The following is a 19,987-nucleotide window of genomic DNA, read 5'->3' as shown; positions in this document are numbered from 1 at the left end:
CCGTTAAAGCTGGCCGGCGCCATACTTGCGCCGGCTCAGGCATTGAGCGTCAGCCCCTTGCGCCAGCGGGTCAGACGCTGCTCGATCCGCGCCAGGATGGTGTTCAGCACCAGCCCGAGCAAGGCCAGCAGCAGGATGCCCGCGTACATCGTCGGAATCTGGAACACCTCCTGCGAGTTCAGCGTGAGGAAGCCCAACCCGGAATGCGCGCCAATCATCTCGGCCGCCACCAGGGCGGTTACGCAATAGGTGCCCGCCAGCCGGATGCCGGTAAAGATCGACGGCGTGGCCGAGGGCAACACCACCTTGCGGAACACGAACAGGTTCGACGCCCCCATCGACCGGGCCGAATGGATCAGCAGCTTGTCCACCTGGCGCACCCCGCCGATCGTGCTCAGCAGCACCGGCCAGAACGACGCCCAGAAGATGATGGCCACCTTCGACAGCTCGCCGATGCCCAGAAAGAGAATGAACACCGGAAACAACGCAAACGCCGAGGTCTGCCGGAAGAGCTGGAGGATCGGATCGACGATGGCTTCAAAGCGCGTAAACCAGCCCATCAGCAGGCCCAGCGTCACGCCCAGCCCGATCGCCAGCAACAGCCCCCACAACGAGCGCTGCAGGCTGGCCGCCACGTGCTTGAGCAGCGCCCCGCTGTGCGCAAGCTGCCAGATAGCATCGACCACCTGCGAGGGTGGGCTCAGGTAGGCGTCGCTCACGATACCCAGACGCGGCACCAACTCCCAGAGCAGCAGGAACCCGATCACGCCGGCCAGGCCGAGTGCGCGATCGCCCAGGCGGACAGCTAATCTGCGCGCGCTCATCGAGCTGCCTCCGGTATGGCGGTCTCGCCAGGGGTGTCGTGTTGCGTGGGGCGATGTACCACTTCGCCTTCGGCGCGCTCGCGTGGGTCAGCCGTGGCGCCCAGCGGGCGCGGCGTGGTACTCGGGTTGGCGAACTGCACTTCGTCCTTGAGGATGTCCCACGCCTGCTGGCGCAGCGCGACGAAGGCCTCGGAATTGCGCAGCTCAGGCAGGCGCGGACGCGGCAGCGGTATTTCCAGAATCCGCTTGACGGTACCGGGGCGCCGCGTCATGACGGCAATGCGGTCCGACAGGAAGATCGCCTCATCCAGGCTGTGGGTGATGAACACGATGGTCTTGCGGTATTGCTCCCAGATGCGCAGCAGCTCGCCCTGCAGGATCTCGCGCGTTTGCGCGTCGAGCGCGGCAAACGGCTCGTCCATCAGCAGCACGTCGGGCTTGTAGGCCAGCGAGCGGGCAATCGCCACGCGCTGCTTCATGCCGCCCGAGATCTCGTGCGGATAGCGCGCACCGGCACCGGTCAGGCCAACCAGCTCAAGATGCTCCTGCGCGATGCGGCGGCGCTCCGCCTTAGGCACGCCGCGGATCTCCAGGCCGACTTCGATGTTCTCCAGCACCGTGCGCCACGGAAACAGCGCATAGCCCTGGAACACCACACCCTGATGCGGGTTGATGCCCGCCAGCGCATGGCCGTCGATGCGGATGTTGCCGCCGGTGCGTTCGGTCAGCCCCGCCAGGATGCTGAGGAAAGTCGATTTGCCGCAGCCCGAAGGCCCCAGTACTGAGAGGAACTCGCCGTCTCGGATGTCGAGGTCGAAATCGCGCAGCACGGCAACCTCTTCCGTCTGCCCTGCGTCGTTGCGCACGGTGTAATCCATGCGCACGCCACGGGCCACGATCTTGCTGCTCATGACGGCACCTTCAGGCTTTTGCGGATGCGGCGGCGCCGGTCGCGTAGGGGTTGAACTGGTTGGTGTAGATGTCGCGCGCAGCCACCTTGCCTTTGGCGAGCTTGCCTTCGCGCTCCAGCACGTCGATGTAGTACTGGATCGGCGGCTCGGTGATGACGAGGTCATCCACATAGGCAAAGCGATCGACGAAAGGCAACTCCAGCTTGATGCGCTGCGAGACCAGCTTGCGTGCATCTTCCGGGTTGGCGTTAACCCAGTTGCCGGCCTTGGCCAGCGCCGTCACCACGTCGCGCACCGCCTCAGGCTGCTCGCGGATGAACTTGCCGTGCGCGCTGTACGGCGACATGCCACCCAGACCACGGTCGAGGTCGTAGTCGCTCCACAGTCGCACCAGGCTTTGCGCGTGGTCCGCACGGCCCGAGAACGGCGCGTGGATGATGGCGAGATCGGTATTGCCGGACACCAGCGTCTGTTCGGCCTGGTCGTCTGGGATGACCACGAAGTTGACCTTGTTGACGTCCACGCCCTTCTGCCGCAGGAAGGTCTTGGTCACAAACTCGGCGCACGCGCCAAAACTGTTGAAGCCAATGGTCTTGCCTTCCAGGTCCTTGGGCTGGCGGATGCCAGAATCCTTGCGCACGAAGTACTTCATGTGCGGCGCTTCTTCCAACGTCTTGCCACCGGCAGCCACCACCTTGATGTCGGCACCGCTGGCATAGGCGGAGATCACCAGGGGCACCATGCGCGAGCCGAAGTCGATCTCGCCGGTACCGACCAACGGGATGATCTGCGGCGCAGCCACCTTGCCGATGTATTTGGGGCGCGTGTTGGTGCCATCGAAGTAACCCAGTTGATCGGCCAGGTAGATCAGGTCGAACGATGGGTTATCCGGATATTTGAAGCGGACCTTGTCACCCGCCTGCTTGATGACAGCAGGACCGCCACCCGAAACACCAGCTGATTTATCGGCCGACCCATCGCCACTGCGCGAACAGGCCGTCAGGCCCAGACCCGCGCTGCCCAGCGCGGCAAGTGAAGCGAGCTGCTTGAGCGCACGGCGGCGCGAAGTGCGTTGGGGAGCGCGGGATGACATCGGAGGTTCTATCGAGTTTGACGTGCAAGGGGCTAACGGCACGCCAATACCTCAACGCGCCGCAAGACGCGACGACTTAGTATTGGGGAAACCTGTGCGCGCGCCAACGAAGGAAAAAGCATGGGCTTATGCGCGCGCATACCGCAATGCTCTCGCTTGCGTTCGGCAGCACGGTTTGCGCATGCCGAGAAGGCTAGACACGAAGTGACCTCTCCCCTCCTTCCGCGCCTTCCCGCGCACGCCATCAATCCTTCGCGCGCGCCCGCTCGACTGACATGCTGGTCGGCATCATGTTGAGGTTGGCGTTGTGCATCACCCATAGCGACCCGGCGACCACGATCACGATCAGCAGCGCCGTGCAGATGAAGATGCCGGCGTTACTACGCTGGCCAGGCTTGAAACCCAAGTGCAGGAAGAACGCCAGCTGGACCAGCAGTTGCGCCACACACAGCCCGACGATCGCCGCCGTGGTCGTGGCCGACGACGGCCCACCGTACATGACCACGCCGAACGCTGCGGCGGTCATGGCGACGGACAGAATCAGCCCGAAGATGTAGCTGCGCAGGCTGCCGTGCACGGCGGGCGTATCGGCATGCAGCACGTGAGTGGCATGCAGTTGGGACGTGCTCATGCGAACTCCCGGAGGTAGACGAAGGTAAACACACAGATCCAGACCAGATCCAGGAAGTGCCAGAACAGGCTCAGGCATGCCAGCCGCCGGCGCGTGACACTGTCCAGCCCGAAGCGCTGCACCTGGTGGACCATCACGAGGATCCACAGCAAACCGAACGACACGTGCAAACCATGCGTGCCAACCAGCGTGAAGAACGCCGACAGATACGCGCTCACGCCGGGGCCTACGCCTTCATGCAAAAGATGCGCGAACTCATACAGCTCCATGCCGACGAAGGCCGCACCCAGCACGAAGGTGGCCAGCAGCCAGCGGACCACGCGGCCGCGAGCAGCCTCGCTCTGGTCGAGCATGGCGACGCCGAAGGTGAAACTGCTGACCAGCAGCAGCATGGTTTCGGCAAACACAAAGGGCAGCTCGAAAAGCTGGCGTCCGCTGGGGCCGCCGGCGGTGCTCTCCGACAGCACGCCGAAGGTGGCGAACAGCACGGCGAAGATCAGGCAGTCGCTCATCAGGTACAGCCAGAAGCCCAGCGTGGTGTTGGTGCTGGCGTCGTGATGGGCGTGATCGTGCGCGTGGGTGTGGGCGGTGCCCTGCCCGGCCGCGCCGACGTTGGGGGCGAGTGAAGCAGTCATGTTCAGGCAGCGTTCTGCAGTTGGACGTAGCGGGCGCGCTCAATGCGCTCGACCTCGGCGGCCGGCACGTAGTAGTCGGTGTCGCGGTCGTAGCTGCGCAGGATGAAGGTCGCGATGGCGCCGACCAGGCCGGCAATCGCAATCGCCCACATGTGCCAGACCACCGCAAAGCTCAGCAGCAGGCCGAAGCACGAGACGATGAAACCCGACGCCGTGTTGCGCGGCATGTGGATGTCTTCGTAGCGGTCCGGCTGCTTCCAGGCCTTGCCGGATTCCTTGTCGTCCCAGTGCTGTTCGAGTGACGTGATGGTCGGGACGTGCGCGAAGTTGTAGAACGGCGCGGGCGAGGCGGTCGACCACTCCAGGCTGCGAGCATCCCAAGGGTCACCGGTGAGGTCGCGGTTCTGGTGGCGGTCGCGAATGCTCACCACCAGTTGCACCAGCATGGCGAGGATGCCCATGCCGATGACAGCCGCGCCCACCAGTGCCACCACAAGATACGGATGCCAGTCGACGTTGGCATAGTGGTTCATCCGGCGCGTCATGCCCTTGAAGCCGAGCACGTACAGCGGCATGAAGGCCAGGAAGAAGCCCACCAGCCAGCACCAGAACGAAATCTTGCCCCAACGCTCGTTGAGCGTGAAACCGAACACCTTCGGGAACCAGAAGCTGATGCCGGCCAGGCAGCCGAACACGACGCCGCCGATGATCACGTTGTGGAAGTGCGCCACCAGGAACAGGCTGTTGTGCAGCACGAAGTCGGCACCGGGCACAGCCAGCAGCACGCCGGTCATGCCGCCCACGGCAAACGTCACCATAAAGCCGATCGTCCACAGCGTTGCGGAGTGGTAGCGGATGCGGCCGCGATACATCGTGAAGAGCCAGTTGAACAGCTTCACGCCGGTGGGGATCGAGATGATCGACGTCATGATCCCGAAGAAGGCGTTGACGTTGGCCCCCGAGCCCATGGTGAAGAAGTGGTGCAGCCACACGAAGAACGACAACACGCCGATCGACGAGGTGGCGTACACCATCGACTTGTAGCCGAACAGCGGCTTGCGCGAGAAGGTGGCGATGATCTCCGAGAAGGCACCGAAGGCCGGCAGGATCAGCACGTAGACCTCGGGGTGTCCCCACACCCAGATCAGGTTCACGTACATCATGGCGTTGCCGCCCAGCTCGTTGGTGAAGAAGTGCATGCCGAGCACGCGGTCAGCCGTGAGCAGCGCGAGCGTGGCGGTCAGCACCGGGAAGATCGCCAGGATCAGGATGTTGGTGATCAGCGCCGTCCAGGTGAACACCGGCATCTTCATCAGGCCCATCGTCGGTGCACGCATGCGCAGGATGGTGACGATGAAGTTGATGCCGGTGAGCGTGGTACCCAGGCCGGATATCTGCAATGACCAGATGTAGTAGTCGACTCCGGGTGTCGGGCTGTATCCCAGCTCGGACAGCGGCGGATAGGCCACCCAGCCCGTGGCGGCAAAGTCGCCCACGAACATCGACAGCATGACCAGCACCGCGCCCATGGCCGAGAGCCAGAAGCTCAGCGAATTGACGAACGGGAAGGCCACATCGCGCGCGCCGATCTGCAGCGGCACGATCACGTTCATCAGGCCGAGCACCAGCGGCGTGGCCACGAAGAAGATCATGATCACGCCGTGCGCGGTGAAGATCTGGTCGTAGTGGTGCGGCGGCAGGTAGCCCGCAGCATCGCCGTAAGCGATGGCCTGCTGGGCGCGCATCATGATGGCGTCAGCAAAGCCTCGCAGCAGCATGATCAGCGCCATGATGATGTACATGACGCCGATCTTCTTGTGGTCGACCGAGCAGATCCATTCGGTCCACAGGTACTTCCATTTGCCGAAGTACGTGATGGCCGCCACCAGTGCGGCACCCCCGAGCAGCACAGCAACCATCACCACCATGATGATGGGCTCGTGCAGTGGAATGGCTTGAAGATTGAGCTTTCCTAGCATGACTTATTGCTCCGTGCGGGAGACGGATGCCGGCACGGCGGGCCTGGCGGCCAACAGTGCTTCGGAGCCATCTGCGCGGCAGACCTGGCCGTTGGCCAGCATGTATTTGTCGACGACACCGTCGAACAGCCGGGGGGCGACAGCGCCATACAGCGTGACCGGGTCTTTGCTGCTGGGTTGCTCGAGCGTGCGATAGGCGTTGCGGTCGAGCACCTTGCCGGACGCCTTCGCCCGGCTGACCCACGCATCGAACTCCGCGCGCGAGGTGGCGAGGGTCTTGAAGTGCATGTCGGAGAAGCCCGCACCGCTGTAGGCAGCCGACTGGCCGAGGTAAGTGCCGGGGTGATCGGCAATCAGATGCAGACGCGTCTGCATACCGGCCATGGTGTAGACCATGCTGCCGAGCTGCGGCACGAAGAACGCGTTCATCATCGATTCCGACGTCAGGCGGAAATTGATCGGCGTGCCGGTCGGGATGGTCAGCTCGTTGAGCGACGCCACGCCGTACTGCGGATAGATGAACAGCCACTTCCAATTGAGCGCGATAACGTCCACCTCGACCGGCTCGACCTGCGCGGTCAGCGGCTGGTAAGGATCCAGCTTGTGCGTGGTGTCCCAGATCAACACACCCAGGCAGGCGACGATCAGGCATGGGATGCCCCACACCACCACTTCAATGGCTGTCGAATGCGACCACTTGGGCGCGTAGGTGGCGCGCGTGTTGGATTCGCGGTACCGCCAGGCAAACCAGAGCGTGAGCACGATGACCGGAATGACCACCAGCAGCATCACGCCCAGCGAGACCAGGATCAGCGTTTTTTCCTGCTCACCGACGCTGCCCTTGGGCGACAGCAGTTCGAGCGTGCATCCGCTCATGAGCGTGCTCGCCAGGATGCCGAGCGCGAGTGCGCCGAACCGGCGCGGGGATGTCAAAGCCTGTCTTGAGGGGCGCGCAGGACTGGGGGGCTCACCTGTGCGCCAAGCGATCGAGTTGTGCATCTTCGGATGACCTGAGTTGTGACCCGCCACCAGGCATCCCTACTCCGGAAGATTCACGTACACGCACTGGCTGCGCTTGCCCGCAATCGTGAATTGCAGCTGGGCGCCCTGCTGATGCTGATACCGCTGAATGTATGGATTCCTGTGGCGATGTCTGGCATGCTAATCGAAGACAAAACCCATACAAGAACGTAATTTTTGGCAATGAAATCCATGCAAGATGCGGCCGATGCTCCCACGGGTCAATGGGCATTGCGAATCACCCCAGGGCGTGGCGCCCGGTATCAGCAGATCGTCAATTACATCGAGCAAGCCATTGGTGACGGGCGATTGCGACCGGGCGACCGCGTGCCGCCGCAGCGCGATCTGGCCAAAACGCTTGGCGTCGACCTGACCACCGTCACGCGGGCGTATGCCGAGGCCAAGCGGCGCAACCTGGTCGACGCCAAAGGCGCGCTCGGCACCTTCATCGCTGCACCACGGGCCGAGCTTGCCGCCGTGGTCGACATGAGCATGAACGTGCCGCCCCCGCCCGCGCAGGTCGACTTTGACGACATGCTGCGTCGCGGGCTCTCCCAGGTTCTCCTGCGCAGTGACCCGCATCTGCTGATGACGTATCACCTGGGCGGCGGGAGCCCCGCGGACCGGGTCGCGGGTGCGCGCTGGCTCGGGCAGATGATGGGCCCGATCGAACCGTCCAGAGTCGTGGTGTGCCCAGGGGCGCAGGCGGCGCTTGCCGCGCTCATCCAGAGCCTGACGCGTCCTGGGGATAGCATCGCGGCCGAGCCCCTCGCTTACCCCGGGCTGCGCTCGGCAGCGCTGCAGCTCGATCGCAAGGTGGTGGCCATCGAGTGCGATGCCGCCGGGATGCGGCCGGACGCGCTGGCGGCCGCGTGCACTGGTGGCGTCAGGCTGATCTACCTGAACCCGACCATGCAGAACCCGACCACGCACACCATGCCGATGTCGCGCCGCAAGGAACTCGCGCGGGTCGCGGCGAAATACAAGGCGCGGATCATCGAGGACGACCCCTACTGGCTACTATCGACGGATGCACCGCCGCCCATCGCCAGCATTGCCCCCGAACTGACCTGCTACGTGGCGACGCTCTCGAAAACACTGAGCCCAGGTTTGCGCACCGCCTACGTGCTCTTGCCCGAAGATGGGGTCACTGGCGAGGGGTTCCTCGCCGCGCTGCGCTCGTTCGCGCTCATGTCGATGCCGCTGGCCGTGGCCTTGTCGACGCAATGGATCCACGACGGCTCGGCGCAGACACTGCTCGAAGGCATCCACACCGAAGCCCGCGCACGGAAAGACATTGCAAACCGGTGGTTGAGCGGCATCGGGCAACTGCCACCGACGGGCATCCACGTCTGGCACACGCTTCCCGATCACTGGTCGGCGGAACAGTTGACCAAAGCCGCCCTGGCGGAGGCTCTGCGGGTGACGCCGTCGGATGTTTTCTACAATGGCCCGACGCCGCCCAATGCCATTCGTATTTCCCTCGGCGGCGTACAGGACAAGGCCGAGCTGTCGCTTGCGCTCCGCAAACTCGCTACGTTGCTCGAGCGCAAGCCTGCTTATCACCAAGTCGTGGTCTAGTCGCTCATCAAGCAGCGTGCCCTTGCGACACGTCCAGCACGCGCTTATCGGCAACGATGACGCGCAGCTCGCGCGCGTCATCGTTGCAACGTACAGCGATTAGCTACCCCGCCGTGCACGTACCGCCGCGGCAAGCTCCTCCAGCAGGGGTTCCGTCTGGGACCAGCCAAGACACGCATCCGTAATCGACACGCCATGCTGCAGGGGTACGCCGGGCTTCAGGTCTTGGCGCCCCTCTTCCAGATGGCTCTCGATCATGACGCCGATGATGCGCCGCTCACCTGAAGACAGTTGATGCGCCACGTCACGACCCACGTCGACTTGACGTGCATGCGACTTCCCGGAATTTGCATGCGAGCAATCCACCATCACCTGCTCACGCAGCCCAGCCGTCCGCAGAATCTTGCAGCAGTCTTCAACCGCTGCCGCATCATAGTTCGGCCCCTTCTTCCCACCGCGAAGAATGACGTGAGCATCATTGTTGCCGCGCGTCTCAAAAATCGCAGCCATCCCCATCTTCGTCATGCCCATGAACGAGTGACTGGCGCGCGCAGCCAAAATCGCGTCCGCCGCGATCTGGACGCCACCATCTGTGCCGTTCTTGAATCCGATGGGACAACTCAGCCCGGAGGCAAGCTGCCGATGGCTCTGACTTTCAGTCGTTCGCGCCCCAATCGCACCCCATGCAATCAGGTCCGCAATGTACTGCGGGCTCAGCAGATCAAGAAACTCAGTAGCAACGGGCAGCCCCAGCGCATTGATCTCCAGTAGGAGTTCACGCGCGCGGCGCAACCCTTCATTAATGCGGAAGCTACCGTCAAGCCGCGGATCGTTGATATAGCCCTTCCAGCCGACGGTTGTACGCGGTTTTTCAAAATACACGCGCATGACGATCAGCAGATCGTCTCGCATGCGCTGTGCTGCCGCTTTCAGCCGATGCGCGTATTCGATGGCCTGGTCGTGATCGTGGATCGAACACGGACCCACCACAGCGATCAGGCGATCGCCCCGGCCTTGCAGAACGTTGGTGATGGCCGCTCGACTCACCTCGACATGGGCTTGCACATCGGGCGAAACAGGCAGCTCATCAAGCAGAAGCGCCGGAGAAATAAGCGGCCGGACGGCACCAATCCGCACATCGTCAATACGGGTCGTGTCCTGGGTGGCATCTGCCACTCCAACCTCTTGGTCATGCTGGGGATTATCGATACGAATCATCGTCGTCACCTATTACGTCATTTCTGTCACCCCGCATGGTGCAGGAAATTGACGACAGATGGGATGACAATGCTTAACTGAACGACGCGATGACCGGCTCGGGGTGCTTTCGGCGCTTGTCGTCTACTGCGCGCTAGACGCTTGGGTATCGAGCGCGGCCTGATCACCCAACCACCAGGCCGCTTGCTCAAATGCTGGTACCGCTATCAGTTCCAGACGGGATTGTCCTTCTGCTCCTGCGCCCCGGAGACCTTCGACCAGTACGCACCGATTTGGCGCTGCGTGACATAGCCACGCTTTCTGATGTCGATCTTGTCGAAATTCTCGTAGACACGCGGCATACCTGCCTTGGCCTCCTCGCGCGTCAACTTGCCATCGTGATCGGTATCGGCCGCCTTGAAACGTTCGGCGATTTTGGCCTTCGCCTCCTTGAGGCTCCATTTCATGGGCTCTTGCTCAGTTTGCTGTTGCGCAGTCGCGCTTGCGCATATGAATGCCGCTACGATGGCCAGGCCGACACAAGACTTACGCAGAATCATGGTTCGATCTCCTCAAGGTTTTTGTGTTGGCCCCAGATCTCTTGCCATTCCGGTGATGCCGCAACGCCAAGCGCGCGCGGGGCCGAGTTCAATCTAGGTCACGTGGGAGATAACGCCAACCGTCAGATGCGCTATTCGATAACGGCGAATCCTGTATCCGTTCTCAAAGTGGGCCCCAACGGATAACTCGGAGGGCTGCCTCAAAGCGTTCATGCTGTTCGAGAAGCCTGGCTGCTTCGCCTTCATCGGCAACGGTGACGGCGACCACCGCGAGCAAGGCCACGGCCTAGGACCGTGCATGCTGCACAATCCGAGCTACGACTTTAACGACGAGCTGCTGCCGTTGGGCGCGACGTATTGGGTGAGGCTGGTGGAGCGGTACCTGGCGCGGGGCTGAGGTTGTTTGGCGCAGCAGAGCGCAAGAAGCCACCCGTTGGGTGGCTTTTTTATTGGGCTGTTGCGGCAGGGAGGCAGCGGTGGTGCTGCGTTTGGGAGGCGTAAAAGCAAACACCCCAGCCGGATGAGGGCTGGGGTGTTTTTATGGAGAGCCTGGCGATGACCTACTTTCACACGGGAATCCGCACTATCATCGGCGCGGAGTCGTTTCACGGTCCTGTTCGGGATGGGAAGGGGTGGTACCGACTCGCTATGGTCACCAGGCTATGACTTGTCGCGTCGCTGACTCGATGGTCAACGCCGCCAATATGGGAATGTAGTTCAGGTTGTGTATTTTGTATCAGGCACAAGGCAGACCCAGCCGGAAACATACCGGTTATAGGATCAAGCCGCACGGGCAATTAGTACTGGTTAGCTGAACGCATTACTGCGCTTCCACACCCAGCCTATCAACGTCCTGGTCTCGAACGACCCTTCAGGGAGATCAAGTCTCCAGGGAATCCTCATCTTCAGGCAAGTTTCCCGCTTAGATGCTTTCAGCGGTTATCTCTTCCGTACATAGCTACCCTGCGATGCCTCTGGCGAGACAACAGGTACACCAGCGGTACGTCCACTCCGGTCCTCTCGTACTAGGAGCAGCCCCCGTCAAGATTCCAACGCCCACGGCAGATAGGGACCAAACTGTCTCACGACGTTTTAAACCCAGCTCACGTACCTCTTTAAATGGCGAACAGCCATACCCTTGGGACCGGCTACAGCCCCAGGATGAGATGAGCCGACATCGAGGTGCCAAACACCGCCGTCGATATGAACTCTTGGGCGGTATCAGCCTGTTATCCCCAGAGTACCTTTTATCCGTTGAGCGATGGCCCTTCCATACAGAACCACCGGATCACTATGTCCTGCTTTCGCACCTGCTCGACTTGTCGGTCTCGCAGTTAAGCACGCTTTTGCCATTGCACTTTAGGTACGATGTCCGACCGTACCAAGCGTACCTTCGAACTCCTCCGTTACACTTTGGGAGGAGACCGCCCCAGTCAAACTGCCTACCATGCACTGTCCCCGACCCGGATTCACGGGCCAAGGTTAGAACCTCAAACAAACCAGGGTGGTATTTCAAGGTCGGCTCCACCGAAACTAGCGTCCCGGTTTCAAAGCCTCCCACCTATCCTACACAGATCGGTTCAAAGTCCAATGCAAAGCTACAGTAAAGGTTCATGGGGTCTTTCCGTCTAGCCGCGGGGAGATTGCATCATCACAAACACTTCAACTTCGCTGAGTCTCGGGAGGAGACAGTGTGGCCATCGTTACGCCATTCGTGCAGGTCGGAACTTACCCGACAAGGAATTTCGCTACCTTAGGACCGTTATAGTTACGGCCGCCGTTTACCGGGACTTCAATCAAGAGCTTGCACCCCATCATTTAATCTTCCGGCACCGGGCAGGCGTCACACCCTATACGTCCACTTTCGTGTTTGCAGAGTGCTGTGTTTTTATTAAACAGTCGCAGCCACCATTTTATTGCAACCCCTTCGTCCTTCTGGCGCGAGCCAGTCAAACTACAAGGGCGTACCTTATCCCGAAGTTACGGTACCAATTTGCCGAGTTCCTTCTCCCGAGTTCTCTCAAGCGCCTTAGAATACTCATCTCGCCCACCTGTGTCGGTTTGCGGTACGGTCTCGTATGACTGAAGCTTAGAGGCTTTTCTTGGAACCACTTCCAATTGCTTCGCGACCTAAAGTCGCTCGCCCCACACCCTTGAATCACGCACCCGGATTTGCCTAAGTGCCATCTCCAATGCAGGGACCGGGACATCCAACACCCGGACAACCTTCCGCGATCCGTCCCCCCATCGCATCATACGACGGTGCAGGAATATTAACCTGCTTCCCATCAGCTACGCATCTCTGCCTCGCCTTAGGGGCCGACTCACCCTACGCCGATGAACGTTGCGTAGGAAACCTTGGGCTTACGGCGAGGGGGCCTTTCACCCCTTTATCGCTACTCATGTCAGCATTCGCACTTCTGATACCTCCAGCATCCTTTACAAGACACCTTCACAGGCTTACAGAACGCTCTCCTACCATGCACTTACGTGCATCCGCAGCTTCGGTATATTGCTTAGCCCCGTTACATCTTCCGCGCAGGACGACTCGATCAGTGAGCTATTACGCTTTCTTTAAAGGGTGGCTGCTTCTAAGCCAACCTCCTGACTGTTTTAGCCTTCCCACTTCGTTTCCCACTTAGCAATATTTAGGGACCTTAGCTGGCGGTCTGGGTTGTTTCCCTCTTGACACCGGACGTTAGCACCCGATGTCTGTCTCCCGTGATTGCACTCTTCGGTATTCGGAGTTTGCTATGGCGGGGTAATCAGCAATAGACCCCCAACCATGACAGTGCTCTACCCCCGAAGGTGAGACACGAGGCACTACCTAAATAGTTTTCGGAGAGAACCAGCTATTTCCAAGTTTGTTTAGCCTTTCACCCCTATCCACAGCTCATCCCCTAACTTTTCAACGTTAGTGGGTTCGGTCCTCCAGTACGTGTTACCGCACCTTCAACCTGGCCATGGATAGATCACTTGGTTTCGGGTCTACACCCAGCGACTGAACGCCCTATTCGGACTCGCTTTCGCTACGCCTTCCCTAATCGGTTAAGCTTGCCACTGAATGTAAGTCGCTGACCCATTATACAAAAGGTACGCCGTCACCCGTTTCCAGGCTCCGACTGTTTGTATGCATGCGGTTTCAGGATCTATTTCACTCCCCTCCCGGGGTTCTTTTCGCCTTTCCCTCACGGTACTGGTTCACTATCGGTCGATTACGAGTATTTAGCCTTGGAGGATGGTCCCCCCATCTTCAGACAGGATTTCACGTGTCCCGCCCTACTTGTCGTACACCTAGTTCCACAATACTGCTTTCGCATACGGGGCTATCACCCGCTATGGCCGGACTTTCCATTCCGTTCTGCTAGCAATACTGCTAAAGAGTACAAGGCTGATCCCATTTCGCTCGCCACTACTTTGGGAATCTCGGTTGATTTCTGTTCCTACAGCTACTTAGATGTTTCAGTTCGCTGCGTTCGCTTCCCTTGCCTATGTATTCAGCAAGGGATGACCCATACGGGCCGGGTTTCCCCATTCGGACATCTGCGGATCAAAGCTTGTTTGCCAGCTCCCCGCAGCTTTTCGCAGGCTACTACGTCCTTCATCGCCTGTAATCGCCAAGGCATCCACCACATGCACTTATTCGCTTGACCCTATAACGAGTATGTCTCGTTACAGGCTGAGTTCTCGCGTTGTGCCGTATTCCAAGACAATCTTTCGATTGCTCTGGTAATACTGGTTGATACAATCACAACCCAGTGTCGCGTTACTACCGAGCATCTCATCAATGCTCCGCGACACCTTTACTACATTCCATATTGTTAAAGAACAGCCGAACTTTTACGCTCGTCTTGGCTAGGCCAAATGCAAACACCATCGACGCATCGTCGATGCTTGCATTTGGCAACCAAAAGGTATTGGTGGAGGATGACGGGATCGAACCGACGACCCCCTGCTTGCAAAGCAGGTGCTCTCCCAGCTGAGCTAATCCCCCAGTCACGGCAGAGAACTTCTTCCACCGTCCGTAACTTGGTGGGTCTGGTAGGACTTGAACCTACGACCCCCGCCTTATCAAGACGGTGCTCTAACCACCTGAGCTACAGACCCTTGGCTGTAACATCAAACAAACCGATAAGTGTGGACGCCTAACGTCGGATGCACGCTCTTAAAGGAGGTGATCCAGCCGCACCTTCCGATACGGCTACCTTGTTACGACTTCACCCCAGTCATGAACCCTGCCGTGGTAATCGCCCTCCTTACGGTTAGGCTAACTACTTCTGGCAAAACCCACTCCCATGGTGTGACGGGCGGTGTGTACAAGACCCGGGAACGTATTCACCGCGGCATGCTGATCCGCGATTACTAGCGATTCCAGCTTCACGTAGTCGAGTTGCAGACTACGATCCGGACTACGATGCATTTTCTGGGATTAGCTCCACCTCGCGGCTTGGCAACCCTCTGTATGCACCATTGTATGACGTGTGAAGCCCTACCCATAAGGGCCATGAGGACTTGACGTCATCCCCACCTTCCTCCGGTTTGTCACCGGCAGTCTCTCTAGAGTGCCCTTTCGTAGCAACTAGAGACAAGGGTTGCGCTCGTTGCGGGACTTAACCCAACATCTCACGACACGAGCTGACGACAGCCATGCAGCACCTGTGTCCACTTTCTCTTTCGAGCACCTAATGCATCTCTGCTTCGTTAGTGGCATGTCAAGGGTAGGTAAGGTTTTTCGCGTTGCATCGAATTAATCCACATCATCCACCGCTTGTGCGGGTCCCCGTCAATTCCTTTGAGTTTTAATCTTGCGACCGTACTCCCCAGGCGGTCAACTTCACGCGTTAGCTACGTTACTAAGGAAATGAATCCCCAACAACTAGTTGACATCGTTTAGGGCGTGGACTACCAGGGTATCTAATCCTGTTTGCTCCCCACGCTTTCGTGCATGAGCGTCAGTGTTATCCCAGGGGCTGCCTTCGCCATCGGTATTCCTCCACATCTCTACGCATTTCACTGCTACACGTGGAATTCTACCCCCTCTGACACACTCTAGCCGTGCAGTCACCAATGCAATTCCCAGGTTAAGCCCGGGGATTTCACATCGGTCTTGCACAACCGCCTGCGCACGCTTTACGCCCAGTAATTCCGATTAACGCTTGGACCCTACGTATTACCGCGGCTGCTGGCACGTAGTTAGCCGGTCCTTATTCTTCCGGTACCGTCATCCACACCTAATATTAGTAAGTGCGATTTCTTTCCGGACAAAAGTGCTTTACAACCCGAAGGCCTTCTTCACACACGCGGCATTGCTGGATCAGGGTTGCCCCCATTGTCCAAAATTCCCCACTGCTGCCTCCCGTAGGAGTCTGGGCCGTGTCTCAGTCCCAGTGTGGCTGATCGTCCTCTCAGACCAGCTACTGATCGTCGCCTTGGTGGGCCTTTACCCCACCAACTAGCTAATCAGACATCGGCCGCTCCTATAGCATGAGGCCTTGCGGTCCCCCACTTTCACCCTCAGGTCGTATGCGGTATTAGCTAATCTTTCGACTAGTTATCCCCCACTACAGGGCACGTTCCGATGTATTACTCACCCGTTCGCCACTCGCCATCAATCTAGCAAGCTAGATCATGCTGCCGTTCGACTTGCATGTGTAAGGCATGCCGCCAGCGTTCAATCTGAGCCAGGATCAAACTCTTCAGTTCAATCTGCTGTTTTCGCTCTTTACGAGCGGTCGCTCACTCTCAGAATCTGACTTGAACTTTCGTTCAAACCTTACTTCTGTGCGAGCACTTCATTACTTGTAAGCTAGCGAATTTACATTCGCCGCATCCAGTATTAAGCGCCCACACTTATCGGCTGTTTGCTTGTTAAAGAACTGCGCGATCAACTTTGTTCACCGCGTCGCTGCGTTTGCTGCAGCAGAGAAACGAGATTATGCAGAGCTTTTTCGTCGCTGTCAACAACTTGCTGAAGAATTTTTATCGTTCAACGCGTCGCTAACTTCACTGCAACCGCGGACCGTCGCTAACCACCCGACAACCCGCAAACCCGCACCACCACTACTTCTCCACCGCCTTAACCACCCCGCCGTCGCTTTCGTTTCGGCGCTGTCGTTTGCAGCGAGGGGCGAACTATAAGGACGTTTCCCGCACTTGGCAACACCTTTCTCGTGACCAACTGATGACCAGCGCGTGAAGAATCCGCGCTAGCCCAGGCTGGGACTGGGATTGCGGGCAAAAAAAATATTTCAAAAATAACCGCCGCATCCCGCAGGGCGATCCGATTGACGCGTTGGCGGCCGCGTTTGCCTATGAAAGGAGCCTTGGAACGGCATCGCCCCGGGCATGTCCGGGGCGATGGATCTTCTTATATGGAGATACCCAGACGGACGCCCAGCTACGCTCAAGGCGCAGCCGGCAATGCGCTTACTGGCCGCGCAGCGTCTTCGCAGCGGCGACCATGTTGGTCAGCGCCGGAATCACCTCTGCCCATTGGCGAGTCTTCAAGCCGCAGTCCGGGTTGACCCACAGGCGTTCCTGCGGAATGCGCTCGGCGGCCTTGCGCATCAGTTGCACGATGTGATCCTGCGTCGGAATGTTCGGCGAGTGGATGTCGTACACGCCCGGGCCGATCTCGTTCGGGTACTTGAAGTTGTCGAACGCGTCGAGCAGTTCCATGTCCGAACGGGAGGTCTCGATCGTGATCACGTCGGCATCCATGTCAGCGATCGACTTGATGATGTCGTTGAACTCCGAGTAGCACATATGGGTGTGGATCTGCGTTTCATCACGCACGCCGTTGGCCGTGATGCGGAACGACTCCACCGCCCAGTCCAGGTACTCCTGCCATTGCGCGCGGCGCAGCGGCAGGCCTTCACGCAGGGCGGCCTCGTCGATCTGGATCACGCTGATGCCGGCACGCTCCAGGTCCAACACCTCTTCGCGGATCGCCAAGGCAAGCTGGTAGCACGACACCGAGCGCGGCTGGTCGTCACGCACGAACGACCAATTCAGGATCGTGACCGGGCCCGTGAGCATGCCCTTCATCGGCTTGCTGGTGAGCGACTGGGCGTACTGAATCCACTCGACGGTCATCGCGTTCGGGCGGCTGATGTCGCCGAACAGGATGGGCGGTTTCACGCAGCGCGAGCCGTACGACTGCACCCAGCCGAATTGGCTGAAGGCGTAGCCCTGCAGTTGCTCGCCAAAGTACTCGACCATGTCGTTACGCTCGGCTTCGCCGTGCACCAGCACGTCCAGGCCCAGGGCTTCCTGCTCGCGCACGCTACGCTCGATCTCGGCCTGCATGGCCAGCTTATAGCCGGCCGCATCCAATGCACCTGCTTTGAACTGGCTGCGCGCGTGGCGGATCTCCGCCGTCTGCGGGAACGAGCCAATCGTCGTGGTCGGGAACGCCGGCAGGTTCAGCAACGCCGATTGCTTCGGGGCGCGCGCACCGTAGGCGTTCTGGCGCTCACCCAGCGCGCGGGTGATCTTGTCGACCGCCGCCTTGATGGCCGGGTTGTGCACGCGCGGTGAGTTACGGCGCGCATCGATGGCGGCACGGTTGGCCGACAGCGCATCCTTTGCCGCGTCACGCCCTTGGCGCAGCGCAACGGCCAGCACCTTGAGCTCCTCCAGCTTCTGCAGCGCGAAGGCCAGCCAGGATTTCACATCGGCATCGAGCTTCTGTTCGCTGCTCAGATCCACCGGCACATGTAGCAGCGAGCACGACGGCGCAATCCACAGGCGATCACCCAACTGCTTGGCCACCGGCTCCAGCCAGTCCAGCACGCCGTTGAGGTCCGTCTTCCAGATGTTGCGGCCGTTGATCACGCCCAACGAGACTACGCGGTCGACTGGCAGCTTGGCGATCAGAACTGCAACTTCCTGGCGCGCATTGATGGCATCCAGGTGCACGCCCTGCACGGGCAGCTCGGCCACCAGCGGCAGGTTCTCTTGCAGTTGGCCAAAGTACGTGGCCAGCAGCAGCTTGACCGGGCTCTTGGCCAGCGCTGTATAAGCGGTGCGGAAGGCGCCCTGCCATTCCGGCGCCAGCTCAGTCACCAGCGCGGGCTCGTCAATCTGCACCCATTCCACGCCCTGCGCGGCCAGTGTGGCCAGCAGATCGGCATACACCGGCAGCAGGCGCGGCAGCAGTGCGAGCTTGTCGGACTCGTCCTTGGCCTTGCCCAGCGCCAGGTACGTGACAGGGCCGACGATCACCGGTTTGGCACGCACGCCTTGCGCGCGGGCTTCGGCCAGTTGCTCGACCAGGCGCGAGGCATCCAGCTTGAATGTCGTATCGGCGGCGAACTCTGGGACGATGTAGTGGTAGTTGGTGTCGAACCACTTGGTCATCTCGCCGGCTGCCACGCCACCACAGCAGGCGGCATGTTCTGCTGATTGCGCCGAGCGGCCGCGGGCTACGCGGAAGTAGTTGTCCAGCGCATCACCGTGGAAGTCGCGCACGCGCTCGGGCAGGTTGCCGAGCGTGAAACTCATGTCCAGCACCTGGTCATAGAACGCGAAGTCGCCCACCGGCACGAGGTCCAGGTCTTGCTGGTTATGCCAGTGGCGCTGGCGCAGTTGGGCACCGAGGCCTTTCAGTTCGTCGCGCGACGACTCACCCTTCCAATAGGACTCGAGGGCGAACTTGAGTTCGCGTTTGGCGCCGATGCGGGGAAAACCGAGGTTGTGGACGGTGGTCATTTTCTGGAGTTTCCGGTGGAATCAAATCGATCCGCCGATTCTAGAAACCCCATCTCATGAAGTAAAATGATGTGTTTTTCAAATTAAATGAATCATATTCATACATAGCAGTTGAGCATGCCTTGAGCGTGAGCCCGGGGCGCAAGGAACCCCATGACAGCCCCTACGACTCCGATTGAACGCAAGGCGTTGCCGCTGCCCGGCGGTCACAACAAGGTGCTGCTGCACTCATGCTGCGCGCCATGTTCCGGTGAGGTCATGGAAGCCATGCTGGCTTCCGGCATCGACTACACGATCTTCTTCTACAACCCGAACATCCATCCGCGTAAGGAGTACGACCTGCGCAAGGATGAAAACATCCGCTTTGCGGAGAAGTTCGGTATCCCCTTCATCGACGCGGACTACGATCGCGACAACTGGTTCGCCCGCGCCAAGGGCATGGAGCACGAACCCGAGCGCGGCGTGCGCTGCACGATGTGCTTCGACATGCGGTTCGAGCGCACAGCACTGTATGCGCACGAGCACGGTTTTCCGGTCATCACGAGTTCGCTGGGCATTTCGCGTTGGAAGAACATGCAGCAGATCAACGAGAGCGGCGTACGCGCGGCCTCACGCTATCCCGATCTGATGTACTGGGAATTCAACTGGCGCAAGGGTGGGGGCTCAGCCCGCATGATCGAGATCAGCAAGCGCGAGATCTTCTATCAGCAGGAATACTGCGGCTGCGCTTACTCGCTGCGCGACACGAACCAGCAGCGCAAGGCTGCGGGCCGCGCGCCGATCCAACTTGGCGCGCTCTATTACGGAGCACCGGACGCCGAGGCCGGTGAAGGAAGCGTTTGAG

12 protein-coding genes, 2 tRNA genes, 3 rRNA genes and 1 pseudogene are annotated in these 19,987 nt (G+C 59.9%); 3 read left to right on the top strand and 15 right to left on the bottom strand.

Features of this window, described 5'->3' with window-relative positions; genetic code table 11:
• Positions 1-35 precede the first annotated feature (35 nt).
• The 7 genes from V6657_RS24055 to cyoA form a co-directional block, all read right to left on the bottom strand.
• On the bottom strand, positions 36-824 hold the full coding sequence (locus V6657_RS24055) for an ABC transporter permease (RefSeq protein WP_048935479.1): 789 nt from the start codon (positions 822-824) through the stop codon (positions 36-38).
• Positions 821-1,735 carry an ABC transporter ATP-binding protein gene (locus tag V6657_RS24050; RefSeq protein ID WP_048935480.1) on the bottom strand — a complete coding sequence of 305 codons (915 nt, stop codon included), beginning with the start codon at positions 1,733-1,735 and terminating at the stop codon, positions 821-823. The genes V6657_RS24055 and V6657_RS24050 overlap by 4 nt, the downstream gene beginning before the upstream one ends.
• 10 nt (positions 1,736-1,745) lie before the next feature.
• Entirely contained in the window at positions 1,746-2,828 is a 1,083-nt protein-coding gene (locus tag V6657_RS24045) for an ABC transporter substrate-binding protein (protein ID WP_048935481.1), read from the bottom strand.
• 244 nt (positions 2,829-3,072) lie between these two features.
• Positions 3,073-3,459 (bottom strand): cytochrome o ubiquinol oxidase subunit IV, encoded by a 387-nt coding sequence (gene cyoD, locus V6657_RS24040; RefSeq protein WP_048935482.1) that lies wholly within the window; start codon positions 3,457-3,459, stop codon positions 3,073-3,075.
• On the bottom strand, positions 3,456-4,094 hold the full coding sequence (cyoC, locus tag V6657_RS24035; RefSeq protein WP_048935483.1) for a cytochrome o ubiquinol oxidase subunit III: 639 nt from the start codon (positions 4,092-4,094) through the stop codon (positions 3,456-3,458). The genes cyoD and cyoC overlap by 4 nt, the downstream gene beginning before the upstream one ends.
• A gap of 2 nt (positions 4,095-4,096) precedes the next feature.
• Positions 4,097-6,073, bottom strand: coding sequence for a cytochrome o ubiquinol oxidase subunit I (gene cyoB / locus V6657_RS24030; RefSeq protein ID WP_048935484.1), 1,977 nt, complete (start codon positions 6,071-6,073; stop codon positions 4,097-4,099).
• Positions 6,074-6,076: 3 nt separating this feature from the next.
• Positions 6,077-6,949: a ubiquinol oxidase subunit II gene (gene cyoA / locus V6657_RS24025; RefSeq protein WP_048935485.1), complete on the bottom strand. Its 873-nt coding sequence runs from the start codon at positions 6,947-6,949 to the stop codon at positions 6,077-6,079.
• A gap of 327 nt (positions 6,950-7,276) precedes the next feature.
• Between cyoA and V6657_RS24020 the strand changes: the two genes are divergently transcribed.
• On the top strand, positions 7,277-8,674 hold the full coding sequence (locus V6657_RS24020) for a PLP-dependent aminotransferase family protein (protein ID WP_053166417.1): 1,398 nt from the start codon (positions 7,277-7,279) through the stop codon (positions 8,672-8,674).
• A gap of 99 nt (positions 8,675-8,773) precedes the next feature.
• Here the strand turns inward: V6657_RS24020 and V6657_RS24015 are convergent, their stop codons facing one another.
• Positions 8,774-9,892 carry a 3-deoxy-7-phosphoheptulonate synthase gene (locus V6657_RS24015; RefSeq protein WP_048935487.1) on the bottom strand — a complete coding sequence of 373 codons (1,119 nt, stop codon included), beginning with the start codon at positions 9,890-9,892 and terminating at the stop codon, positions 8,774-8,776.
• Positions 9,893-10,098: 206 nt separating this feature from the next.
• On the bottom strand, positions 10,099-10,431 hold the full coding sequence (locus tag V6657_RS24010; RefSeq protein ID WP_048935488.1) for a calcium-binding protein: 333 nt from the start codon (positions 10,429-10,431) through the stop codon (positions 10,099-10,101).
• A gap of 205 nt (positions 10,432-10,636) precedes the next feature.
• Between V6657_RS24010 and V6657_RS24005 the strand changes: the two are divergent.
• Positions 10,637-10,828, top strand: a pseudogene (locus V6657_RS24005) (amidohydrolase); the annotation flags it as partial.
• 150 nt (positions 10,829-10,978) lie between these two features.
• Here the strand turns inward: V6657_RS24005 and rrf are convergent.
• The 6 genes from rrf to metE all read right to left on the bottom strand — a co-directional run bounded on the left by rrf (position 10,979) and on the right by metE (position 19,143).
• Positions 10,979-11,091 (bottom strand): 5S ribosomal RNA (gene rrf / locus V6657_RS24000).
• Positions 11,092-11,207: 116 nt separating this feature from the next.
• A 23S ribosomal RNA gene (locus V6657_RS23995) occupies positions 11,208-14,084 on the bottom strand.
• A gap of 265 nt (positions 14,085-14,349) precedes the next feature.
• Positions 14,350-14,425 (bottom strand) — tRNA-Ala (locus tag V6657_RS23990).
• A gap of 36 nt (positions 14,426-14,461) precedes the next feature.
• Positions 14,462-14,538, bottom strand: a tRNA-Ile gene (locus tag V6657_RS23985).
• 60 nt (positions 14,539-14,598) lie between these two features.
• Positions 14,599-16,134 (bottom strand): 16S ribosomal RNA (locus V6657_RS23980).
• Together the 16S, 23S and 5S rRNA genes with 2 tRNA genes alongside form the textbook arrangement of a ribosomal RNA operon.
• 723 nt (positions 16,135-16,857) lie before the next feature.
• Positions 16,858-19,143 (bottom strand): 5-methyltetrahydropteroyltriglutamate--homocysteine S-methyltransferase, encoded by a 2,286-nt coding sequence (gene metE / locus V6657_RS23975; protein WP_048936077.1) that lies wholly within the window; start codon positions 19,141-19,143, stop codon positions 16,858-16,860.
• Positions 19,144-19,296: 153 nt separating this feature from the next.
• On the opposite strand from metE, the gene V6657_RS23970 reads away from it, so the two are divergent.
• Positions 19,297-19,986 (top strand): epoxyqueuosine reductase QueH, encoded by a 690-nt coding sequence (locus tag V6657_RS23970; RefSeq protein WP_048936076.1) that lies wholly within the window; start codon positions 19,297-19,299, stop codon positions 19,984-19,986.
• Position 19,987 lies beyond the last annotated feature (1 nt).

The sequence above is a fragment of the Ralstonia sp. RRA genome (assembly GCF_037023145.1).
GTDB lineage: Bacteria > Pseudomonadota > Gammaproteobacteria > Burkholderiales > Burkholderiaceae > Ralstonia.
This window is presented reverse-complemented; position numbering and strand designations above follow the sequence as displayed.

Excerpts from the sequence above, each read along its gene's own strand:
- cyoC (WP_048935483.1), bottom strand. The coding sequence starts at position 4,094 with ATGACTGCTTCACTCGCCCCCAACGTCGGCGCGGCCGGGCAGGGCACC.
- V6657_RS24015 (WP_048935487.1), bottom strand. The coding sequence starts at position 9,892 with ATGATTCGTATCGATAATCCCCAGCATGACCAAGAGGTTGGAGTGGCA.
- cyoD (WP_048935482.1), bottom strand. The coding sequence starts at position 3,459 with ATGAGCACGTCCCAACTGCATGCCACTCACGTGCTGCATGCCGATACG.
- V6657_RS24020 (WP_053166417.1), top strand. The coding sequence starts at position 7,277 with ATGAAATCCATGCAAGATGCGGCCGATGCTCCCACGGGTCAATGGGCA.
- V6657_RS24010 (WP_048935488.1), bottom strand. The coding sequence starts at position 10,431 with ATGATTCTGCGTAAGTCTTGTGTCGGCCTGGCCATCGTAGCGGCATTC.
- V6657_RS23970 (WP_048936076.1), top strand. The coding sequence starts at position 19,297 with ATGACAGCCCCTACGACTCCGATTGAACGCAAGGCGTTGCCGCTGCCC.
- V6657_RS24055 (WP_048935479.1), bottom strand. The coding sequence starts at position 824 with ATGAGCGCGCGCAGATTAGCTGTCCGCCTGGGCGATCGCGCACTCGGC.
- V6657_RS24045 (WP_048935481.1), bottom strand. The coding sequence starts at position 2,828 with ATGTCATCCCGCGCTCCCCAACGCACTTCGCGCCGCCGTGCGCTCAAG.
- metE (WP_048936077.1), bottom strand. The coding sequence starts at position 19,143 with ATGACCACCGTCCACAACCTCGGTTTTCCCCGCATCGGCGCCAAACGC.
- cyoA (WP_048935485.1), bottom strand. The coding sequence starts at position 6,949 with ATGAGCGGATGCACGCTCGAACTGCTGTCGCCCAAGGGCAGCGTCGGT.
- V6657_RS24050 (WP_048935480.1), bottom strand. The coding sequence starts at position 1,735 with ATGAGCAGCAAGATCGTGGCCCGTGGCGTGCGCATGGATTACACCGTG.
- cyoB (WP_048935484.1), bottom strand. The coding sequence starts at position 6,073 with ATGCTAGGAAAGCTCAATCTTCAAGCCATTCCACTGCACGAGCCCATC.